This window comes from Pseudomonas sp. GM49 (assembly GCF_000282355.1).
Taxonomy (GTDB): domain Bacteria; phylum Pseudomonadota; class Gammaproteobacteria; order Pseudomonadales; family Pseudomonadaceae; genus Aquipseudomonas.
In genome coordinates this window covers 1-8,224 of sequence record NZ_AKJL01000115.1, presented here as the reverse complement: position 1 = coordinate 8,224, position 8,224 = coordinate 1, and the positions used below count along the sequence as shown (strand labels likewise).

The 8,224-nt window shown below is 59.0% G+C and carries 9 protein-coding genes; 3 read left to right on the top strand and 6 right to left on the bottom strand.

What is annotated here, in order from left to right; translation table 11 throughout:
- The 3 genes from PMI29_RS17560 to PMI29_RS17570 all read right to left on the bottom strand — a co-directional run.
- Window positions 1-535, bottom strand: a 535-nt coding sequence (locus PMI29_RS17560; RefSeq protein WP_007997080.1) for an amidohydrolase family protein, incomplete at its 3' end; no start/stop codon positions are given.
- Window positions 536-700: 165 nt separating this feature from the next.
- Entirely contained in the window at window positions 701-1,390 is a 690-nt protein-coding gene (locus PMI29_RS17565; protein ID WP_007997077.1) for an SDR family oxidoreductase, read from the bottom strand.
- A 19-nt stretch (window positions 1,391-1,409) separates the two neighbouring features.
- On the bottom strand, window positions 1,410-1,766 hold the full coding sequence (locus tag PMI29_RS17570) for a MerR family transcriptional regulator (RefSeq protein ID WP_033052284.1): 357 nt from the start codon (window positions 1,764-1,766) through the stop codon (window positions 1,410-1,412).
- An 82-nt stretch (window positions 1,767-1,848) separates the two neighbouring features.
- Here PMI29_RS17570 and PMI29_RS17575 point away from each other — a divergent pair, with 82 nt between their 5' ends.
- The gene (locus tag PMI29_RS17575) at window positions 1,849-2,280 is read left to right on the top strand and encodes a hypothetical protein (RefSeq protein WP_007997074.1); all 432 of its coding nucleotides are present in this window, start codon (window positions 1,849-1,851) and stop codon (window positions 2,278-2,280) included.
- A gap of 471 nt (window positions 2,281-2,751) precedes the next feature.
- Here the strand turns inward: PMI29_RS17575 and PMI29_RS17580 are convergent, their stop codons facing one another.
- The 3 genes from PMI29_RS17580 to PMI29_RS17590 all read right to left on the bottom strand — a co-directional run bounded on the left by PMI29_RS17580 (window position 2,752) and on the right by PMI29_RS17590 (window position 5,023).
- On the bottom strand, window positions 2,752-3,333 hold the full coding sequence (locus PMI29_RS17580) for an IMPACT family protein (RefSeq protein WP_007997072.1): 582 nt from the start codon (window positions 3,331-3,333) through the stop codon (window positions 2,752-2,754).
- 18 nt (window positions 3,334-3,351) lie between these two features.
- On the bottom strand, window positions 3,352-4,002 hold the full coding sequence (locus PMI29_RS17585) for a TetR/AcrR family transcriptional regulator (protein ID WP_007997070.1): 651 nt from the start codon (window positions 4,000-4,002) through the stop codon (window positions 3,352-3,354).
- 100 nt (window positions 4,003-4,102) lie between these two features.
- The gene (locus tag PMI29_RS17590) at window positions 4,103-5,023 is read right to left on the bottom strand and encodes a LysR family transcriptional regulator (RefSeq protein ID WP_007971880.1); all 921 of its coding nucleotides are present in this window, start codon (window positions 5,021-5,023) and stop codon (window positions 4,103-4,105) included.
- A 139-nt stretch (window positions 5,024-5,162) separates the two neighbouring features.
- Between PMI29_RS17590 and PMI29_RS17595 the strand changes: the two genes are divergently transcribed.
- Together PMI29_RS17595 and PMI29_RS17600 are read left to right on the top strand one after the other, a co-directional pair.
- Window positions 5,163-6,512, top strand: coding sequence for an aspartate aminotransferase family protein (locus PMI29_RS17595; RefSeq protein ID WP_007997065.1), 1,350 nt, complete (start codon window positions 5,163-5,165; stop codon window positions 6,510-6,512).
- Between the two features lie 74 nt (window positions 6,513-6,586).
- Entirely contained in the window at window positions 6,587-8,080 is a 1,494-nt protein-coding gene (locus tag PMI29_RS17600) for a CoA-acylating methylmalonate-semialdehyde dehydrogenase (RefSeq protein WP_007997063.1), read from the top strand.
- The last annotated feature ends 144 nt before the right edge of the window (window positions 8,081-8,224 follow it).

Below are 8,224 nucleotides of genomic sequence, written 5' to 3'. Positions count from 1 at the left end.
CTTCGCCTTCCTGTACGGTCTGTTGCGGCGGCAGGCCACCGTCCTTTTCACCGAGGCTCATGGAGCCGCGGGTCAGCATGGCGCGCATGCCCAGTTCGCGAACGCTCTCGACTTGCACGTCGATCGCATTTTCCAGACCTTCGGGGAACAGGTAGTGATGGTCGGCCGCGGTGGTGCAACCGGACAACAGCAACTCGGCCAACGCGACTTTGGTGGCGAGGGCGAGTTTTTCCGGGGTCAGGCGTGCCCAGACCGGGTACAGGGTTTTCAGCCAGGGAAACAGCGGCTGATTGACCACCGGCGCCCAGGCGCGGGTCAAGGTTTGATAGAAGTGGTGATGGGTGTTGATCAAGCCCGGCAGGATCACATGTTCGCGGGCATCGAACACTTCATTGCACGGAGCGGACGGTTGTTGACCGGCGCCGAGTACTTCGACGATCAAGCCGTCTTGCAGCACCAGACCGCCACGGGCATCGAGACCGTTGGCCGTGAAAATGGCGAGGGGATTTTTTAACCAGGTACGGGTCGCAGGCATATTGGCCGGCTCCTCTGAAAGTTGGGTTCAGGGTTGCCAGCTCAGTGTTGCCCTGTCTGCTGATCCAGGTTCGCCGGGGAGGCGAGGTGCGCAGTGTCGATCAAAACGCTCTGGCGGGCAAGCCCGGCCCGACAGGACAACAAATAACCCTGTGGGCGGCATTGATTACCAGGGAATGGTTTCGCCCCGGTAATTGATGAAGTGGTGCCCGCCCTTGCCGACATACGCATTCACCTGGTCAACCAGACCACGTGTGCTGGTTTCCACGTCGATGTCCGCGCCTTCACCACCCATGTCGGTTTTCACCCAGCCCGGGTGTAGCGACAGCACAGTGATACTGGTTTCGCCCAACTGGGTGACGAAGCTGTTGGTCATGGAGTTCAGCGCCGCCTTGCTGGCCTTGTACAGTGCCAGTTCCGGCGCATCGGGCATGGTCACGCTGCCCAGCACCGAACTCATGAACGCCAGCACGCCGGTGTCCGGGCGGATTTGCTCGACAAAACGCTGAGCCAGGTTGATCGGTGCCACCGCGTTGGTGAAAAACAGCTGACCGACTTCGGCCATCGTCGCGCCACCGTTCGGCGTCTGGACATCCGGCCCTTTGACCCCGGCGTTGACGAACAGCAGGTCAAACACTTCACCATTGAGCTGTTGGCTCAGGGCGGACACCGCTTGCTGATCGTCCATGTCGAGCTTTTCGATCTGCACCTTGCCCAGGGCCTGCAAGGCTTCGGCTTTTTGCGGATCGCGCACGGTGGCGGTGACTTGCCAGCCATCGGCCAACAGGGTTTTCACCAGCCCGAGGCCAAGCCCCCGGGAGGCGCCGATGATGAGTGCGGTTTTTGCCTTGGACATGATTGGCTTCCTTGAAGATTCAGAGTCGTGGATTCAATGGACACTGTTGCCCGAGCCGTTGTTGCAACTCATCGCGCAGCGCGCCGAGTTCGGCCATGCGGGCTTCGATCAGTTTGAGTTTGTCTTGCAGCAGTTGTGTGACGGCACGGTCGGGATCGGGCGACTGCCAGATTGCAGCGACGCTGTTGCCGATCTCGCCGAGGGTAAAGCCCAGTCGTTGAGCGGTCTTGATGTACTGCACCAGTTGCACCATGTCTGGCGGATAGTCGCGATACCCATTGGCACTGCGCTGTGCCGCGATCAACCCGCGCTGCTCGTAAAAACGCAGCGTGTCGCGGCTGACGGCGCTGGCCAGGGCTAATTCACCGATGCGCATCATCACGTCTCGAAGGAGCTTGACCCTGGAGCATACTCCAGGCTTTAGCCTTGTTGCTCCCTGAATTGATGGAGCAATGTCGATGTGGACTACAACGCAATATCGCCGTTTGGTGCAAGGCAGTGCCTGGTATGACCTGATCGTGACGGTCGCGTTTGTCACGCCGTGGAGTTTTGCGGCGTTGCATGGGGTTTTGACGGGTGTGAGCCAGGCGTTGAGTTTGCCCGGTGAGCTGCCGCCGTTCGAATCGGTGCACATGTTGATGGCGAATCTGTTGGGGTCGATTGTCTGCGTATGGGCGGTGCTGCGGATTCGGGATCCACAGCAAATTTATGGGCGGTATGACTCGGTCGCGAGATTTCTGTTTTCGGCATGGCAGGCTTATGCCCTTGCTCATGGCGCGAGTTCGCTGCTGGTGGTTTTTCTGATTTTTGAATTGGCGTGGGGCGTCGCTCAGGTGCTGCCTGTTCGGCAGCCATCGCGAGCAGACTTAGCTGCTGGTTTCGCGGATTAGCAGGTGCGTCTCTGCGCCACGGCACCACTTAAGGGCAAGGTCTCGGATCAGGCTCCGAATTTGCCCGTTGTGATTTGGTTAAAAAATGAGCAGTTGGCTGCAGGCCATATCGGATCTGGCGCCGAGAGGGCCATGAACGGGTTATCCACAGATTGCTCCACAGTATTTGTGCGCAAGCTCCAAGCACAGGCATAAGCACTGAGTGGCTTTCTTCTAAAGGCGATAAACCGTTGTAACTATTTGTTTTTATTTGAATTTGATGTGCTTGATGGCAGATTGGACGAAAATTGAGCAAAGCCCGCAAAGCCGCATGACACAAGGGTTACAGCTGAATGTGCTCAGGTTATCCACAGCCGGGTGCACAGCAGATGTGGGCAAATATGGAATAAGTGGAAAAGCGGCGTGCTCCAAAAGATCGCAGCACGATCCCATGCAGGAGCTGCCGAAGGCTACGATCTTTTGCTCTTGTTTTTAGCGCTGCAAGCGAATACGTCCACGACTCAAATCGGCCAGCTGTGACTGCAAGGTATCGATTTGCGCATCGCCTACAGCCAACTGCAACTCGACACCATTGGCAGTGAAACTTTCATCCACAACCAATCCACCTGCCTCCGCTACCCGCAGCTTGACCAAGGCCAACTCGGCAAACCCGCAAGCGCAACGCAGCGGCACCCGACTGATCAGCTCGACTTTCGGCGCCGCTTGCAGGCATTTATTCGCACCACCGCCATAGGCCCGGGCGAGCCCCCCGGTACCCAGTTGGATGCCGCCATACCAGCGAATCACCAGCACTGCGACCTGGTCGCAATCCTGTGCCTCGATCGCCGCCAGAATCGGTCGGCCAGCCGTGCCGCCGGGCTCGCCATCATCGGTGCTGCGATACTGATCGCCGAGCTTCCACGCCCAGCAATTATGCGAGGCATTCAAGTCACTGTGCTGTTCGATGAACGCCTGGGCTTCGGCCGGGCTGGAGATTGGCGCGGCAAAGGTAATGAAGCGGCTCTTGCGAATCTCTTCGCGGTATTCGCAAAAACCGCTGAGGGTAAAAGGCATACGTACCTGAATGGCTACTTAAATGGCAGGTTGCAGGCCGCAGCCCTTGAGAATGATGCGGATCAGGTTATCCCCGGCGTCTTCCATGTCTTGCCTGGTCAACCTGGCGCGCCCGGTGACGCGGCAGATCTGCGTGGCGAAGTCGGCGTAATGCTGGGTGCTGCCCCACAGCAGGAAAATCAGGTGCACCGGATCGACCGGGTCCATTTTGCCAGCGTCGATCCAGGCCTGGAACACGCCCGCACGGCCCTGGAACCAGGCGCGATAATCCTGGTTGAAATACTCGGTCAGGCATTCACCGCCGCTGATGACTTCCATCGCAAAAATCCGCGAGGCTTGCGGCTGGCGGCGGGAGAACTCCATTTTGGCGCGAATGTAACGGGTCAAGGCTTCGGTCGGATCATCCTCGGCCGTGAGGGTGTTGAAGGTGCTGTCCCACAGTTCGATGATGTTGCTCAGCACCGCCACGTACAAACCGAGTTTATTGGTGAAGTAGTAATGCAGGTTCGCCTTGGGCAGCCCTGCGTTCTGGGCGATGGTGTTCATGCTCGTGCCTTTGTACCCGTGACGGGCGAACTCGTCTTCGGCGGCTTTGATGATGGTCTCTTCGTTTTTCTGACGAATGCGGCTGACGGGTTTTCCGCCGTGGGCGGGGACTTCAAAGGTCATAAGCACTTCCGAACTGGTGGATGGGACGTCCAGTGCGTTGATAACGTACCCACCGGCTTCAGACAAGTCCTCACACAATAAAACCCTACCCCACAGGTTTTCAGCGCGTCGCGGCCAGGCTCTCCAGAAAACTCTCCAGCACCAGATGAGGTCGACGCCCCTTGCGTGTGACCGACGCCAGGCTCAGGTCATAGAAGCGCGTTTTGGCTTTCAACGCGCGCAACCGGCCTTGCTGCACCCAAAGACTCGCGTAGTGATCCGGCAGATAACCGATGTAGCGTCCGGTCAGGATCAGGAACGCCATGCCTTCGCGGTCCGAGGCACTGGCTGTGCAATTGAGCGCCTGGTAGTGGGCCTGGATCTCAGCCGGCAAACGGAAGGTGGGCGCGATTGCGTCCTGACTGTTCAGGCGTTCGTCGTCCAGTTGTTTGTCGTCGACATAAAACAGCGGATGACCGACCGCGCAGTACAGCAGCGATCGTTCGCTATACAGCGGTTGATACTCCAGCCCCGACAGTGCGCTGGCCTGCGGCACCACGCCGACGTGCAGGCGGCCATCGAGCACGCCTTGTTCGACTTCATTGGGCGCGATCATGCGGATCTGGATCTGCACATCCGGGCCGCGTTCTTTCAATTGCGCGAGGGCATGGGTGATGCGCATGTGGGGCAGGGTGACCAGGTTGTCCGTCAGACCAATGATCAATTCGCCGCGCAAATGCTGGTGCAGCCCGTTGACCTCGGTGCGGAAGCTTTCCAGTGCACTTAACAGTTGCAACGCCGATTGATAGACCTCGCGGCCTTCTTCGGTCAGGGAAAACCCGGCACGTCCACGTTGGCACAGGCGCAGACCGAGGCGTTGCTCCAGATCGCTCATCTGCTGGCTGATTGCCGAACGACCGATGCCCAGCACGGTTTCCGCCGCGGAGAAGCCGCCGCATTCCACCACGCTGCGAAAGATCCTCAGCAGGCGAATATCAAAGTCGCTGACCTGGGCCAGCGGATCGGGGCGGCGAGTGCTCATGCGGGTTACTCAAAAGTTTAGTGGTTGGCTGACTGAACATTAGAAAAGTTGGATTTCACAGACTTTATCCCCGTGGCAATTTAGCTGCAACAACGGTTTTCAATCCTTACGCCGCTTATTGCCTTGCGAGGTTTCGCCCATGAACTTGTCTGAAAACGCCCCGACTTCCCTGGCCAGCCAGCTCAAGCTCGATGCTCACTGGATGCCTTACACCGCCAACCGTAACTTCCAGCGCGACCCACGCCTGATCGTTGGCGCCGAGGGCAGTTGGCTGATCGACGACAAGGGCCGCAAGGTTTATGACTCGCTGTCCGGTCTGTGGACCTGTGGCGCCGGGCACACCCGCAAGGAAATCCAGGAAGCGGTCGCCAAGCAACTGGGCACTCTCGATTACTCGCCAGGCTTCCAGTACGGCCATCCGCTGTCGTTCCAACTGGCTGAGAAGATCACCGACCTGACGCCGGGCAACCTGAATCACGTGTTCTTCACCGACTCGGGTTCCGAGTGTGCTGACACCGCCGTGAAGATGGTCCGTGCCTACTGGCGCCTGAAGGGCCAGTCGACCAAGACCAAAATGATCGGCCGTGCCCGTGGCTACCACGGTGTGAACATCGCCGGCACCAGCCTTGGTGGGGTGAACGGCAACCGCAAGTTGTTCGGTCAGGCGATGATGGACGTCGACCACCTGCCGCACACCTTGCTGGCGAGCAATGCTTACTCCCGTGGCATGCCGGAGCAGGGGGGGATCGCCCTGGCTGACGAACTGCTGAAGCTGATCGAACTGCACGATGCGTCGAACATCGCAGCAGTATTCGTCGAACCATTGGCCGGTTCCGCTGGCGTGCTGGTTCCACCACAGGGTTACCTCAAGCGTCTGCGTGAAATCTGCGACCAGCACAACATCCTGCTGGTGTTCGACGAAGTGATCACCGGTTTCGGCCGCACCGGCACCATGTTTGGCGCCACCACCTTCGGCGTGACCCCGGACTTGATGTGCATCGCCAAGCAAGTCACCAACGGCGCGATCCCGATGGGCGCGGTGATTGCCAGCTCCGAGATCTACCAGACCTTCATGAATCAGCCGACGCCTGAATACGCGGTTGAATTCCCGCATGGCTACACCTATTCCGCACACCCGGTGGCTTGCGCCGCGGGCCTGGCAGCGCTTGACCTGCTGCAAAAGGAAAACCTGGTGCAGAGCGTGGCTGAAGTCGCACCGCATTTCGAAAATGCACTGCATGGCCTGAAGGGCACCAAGAACATCATCGACATCCGCAACTACGGCCTGGCCGGCGCGATCCAGATCGCTCCACGTGACGGCGATGCCATCGTGCGTCCGTTCGAAGCCGGCATGGCGCTGTGGAAAGCCGGGTTCTACGTACGTTTCGGCGGCGACACCCTGCAGTTCGGCCCAACGTTCAACAGCAAGCCGCAGGACCTGGACCGCCTGTTCGACGCGGTCGGCGAAGTGCTGAGCAAAATCGACTGATTTCTCCTTCTATATACCTATAAACAACGGGCGTCCGGGAACGGGCGCCTGTGGACAACTTTTCAGGAGCTTCCATGAGCGTTATTCCGCATTTGATCAATGGCGAACTGGTGACCGAGAACGGTCGCGCGGTTGATGTGTTCAACCCGTCTACCGGTCAGGCTATTCACAAGTTGCCGCTGGCGACCCGCGAAACCATCCAGAGCGCCATCGACGCCGGCAAGGCTGCGTTCCCGGCCTGGCGCAACACGCCGCCGGCCAAGCGTGCCCAGGTGATGTTTCGCTTCAAGCAACTGCTGGAGCAGAATGAGGCTCGCATCTCGCAATTGATCAGCGAAGAACATGGCAAGACCCTGGAAGATGCTGCTGGTGAATTGAAGCGCGGCATCGAGAACGTCGAGTTCGCTTGCGCGGCTCCGGAAATCCTCAAGGGCGAGTACAGCCGCAACGTCGGCCCGAACATCGATGCCTGGTCTGACTTCCAGCCGTTGGGCGTTGTCGCCGGTATCACGCCGTTCAACTTCCCGGCCATGGTGCCGCTGTGGATGTACCCGCTCGCAATCGTCTGCGGCAACTGCTTCATCCTCAAGCCATCCGAGCGTGATCCAAGCTCTACGCTGCTGATTGCCCAGTTGCTACTGGAAGCCGGTTTGCCTAAAGGCGTACTGAGCGTGGTGCACGGTGACAAGACGGCGGTGGATGCATTGATCGAGGCGCCGGAAGTCAAAGCGTTGAGCTTCGTTGGTTCGACGCCGATTGCTGAATACATCTATTCCGAAGGCACCAAGCGCGGCAAGCGCGTTCAGGCCCTGGGCGGTGCGAAGAACCACGCCGTGCTGATGCCGGATGCAGATCTGGACAACGCTGTCAGCGCACTGATGGGCGCGGCTTACGGTTCTTGCGGTGAACGCTGCATGGCGATCTCCGTGGCCGTGTGTGTCGGTGACCAGGTTGCCGATGCACTGGTGGCCAAACTGGTTCCACAGATCCAGGCGCTGAAAATCGGTGCCGGTACTTCCTGCGGTCTGGATATGGGTCCACTGGTGACTGGCCAGGCTCGTGACAAAGTCAGCGGTTATGTAGAAGACGGCGTAGCCGCCGGCGCGACGCTGGTGGTGGATGGTCGTGGCCTGACCGTGGCCGGTCATGAAGACGGCTTCTTCCTGGGTGGTTGTCTGTTCGACAACGTCACGCCAGAGATGCGCATCTATAAAGAAGAGATCTTCGGGCCGGTGTTGTGCGTTGTTCGGGTCAACAGCCTGGAAGAGGCCATGCAACTGATCAACGATCACGAGTATGGCAACGGCACGTGCATCTTCACCCGTGACGGCGAAGCGGCGCGGTTGTTCTGCGACGAGATCGAAGTCGGCATGGTCGGTGTCAACGTACCGTTGCCGGTGCCGGTCGCCTATCACAGCTTCGGCGGCTGGAAGCGTTCGCTGTTCGGCGACTTGCATGCCTACGGCCCGGATGGCGTGCGTTTCTATACCCGTCGCAAGGCCATCACCCAGCGCTGGCCGCAGCGTGCGAGCCATGAAGCTTCGCAGTTCGCGTTCCCCAGCTTGTAAGTAGAGGGGCAAAAGAAGGCCGACCCCTTGGGGTCGGCCTTTGCGTTTTCGGGCTTTTTTGACCTATATGACAGATTTGTGAAAATAGGTGTTGACGGCAGATCTCAGGTGTCTATAATTCGCCCCACTTCCGGCGCAGTCGAA

Excerpts from the sequence above, each read along its gene's own strand:
- PMI29_RS17575 (WP_007997074.1), top strand. The coding sequence starts at position 1,849 with ATGTGGACTACAACGCAATATCGCCGTTTGGTGCAAGGCAGTGCCTGG.
- PMI29_RS17580 (WP_007997072.1), bottom strand. The coding sequence starts at position 3,333 with ATGCCTTTTACCCTCAGCGGTTTTTGCGAATACCGCGAAGAGATTCGC.
- PMI29_RS17595 (WP_007997065.1), top strand. The coding sequence starts at position 5,163 with ATGAACTTGTCTGAAAACGCCCCGACTTCCCTGGCCAGCCAGCTCAAG.
- PMI29_RS17565 (WP_007997077.1), bottom strand. The coding sequence starts at position 1,390 with ATGTCCAAGGCAAAAACCGCACTCATCATCGGCGCCTCCCGGGGGCTT.
- PMI29_RS17585 (WP_007997070.1), bottom strand. The coding sequence starts at position 4,002 with ATGACCTTTGAAGTCCCCGCCCACGGCGGAAAACCCGTCAGCCGCATT.
- PMI29_RS17600 (WP_007997063.1), top strand. The coding sequence starts at position 6,587 with ATGAGCGTTATTCCGCATTTGATCAATGGCGAACTGGTGACCGAGAAC.
- PMI29_RS17570 (WP_033052284.1), bottom strand. The coding sequence starts at position 1,766 with ATGCGCATCGGTGAATTAGCCCTGGCCAGCGCCGTCAGCCGCGACACG.
- PMI29_RS17590 (WP_007971880.1), bottom strand. The coding sequence starts at position 5,023 with ATGAGCACTCGCCGCCCCGATCCGCTGGCCCAGGTCAGCGACTTTGAT.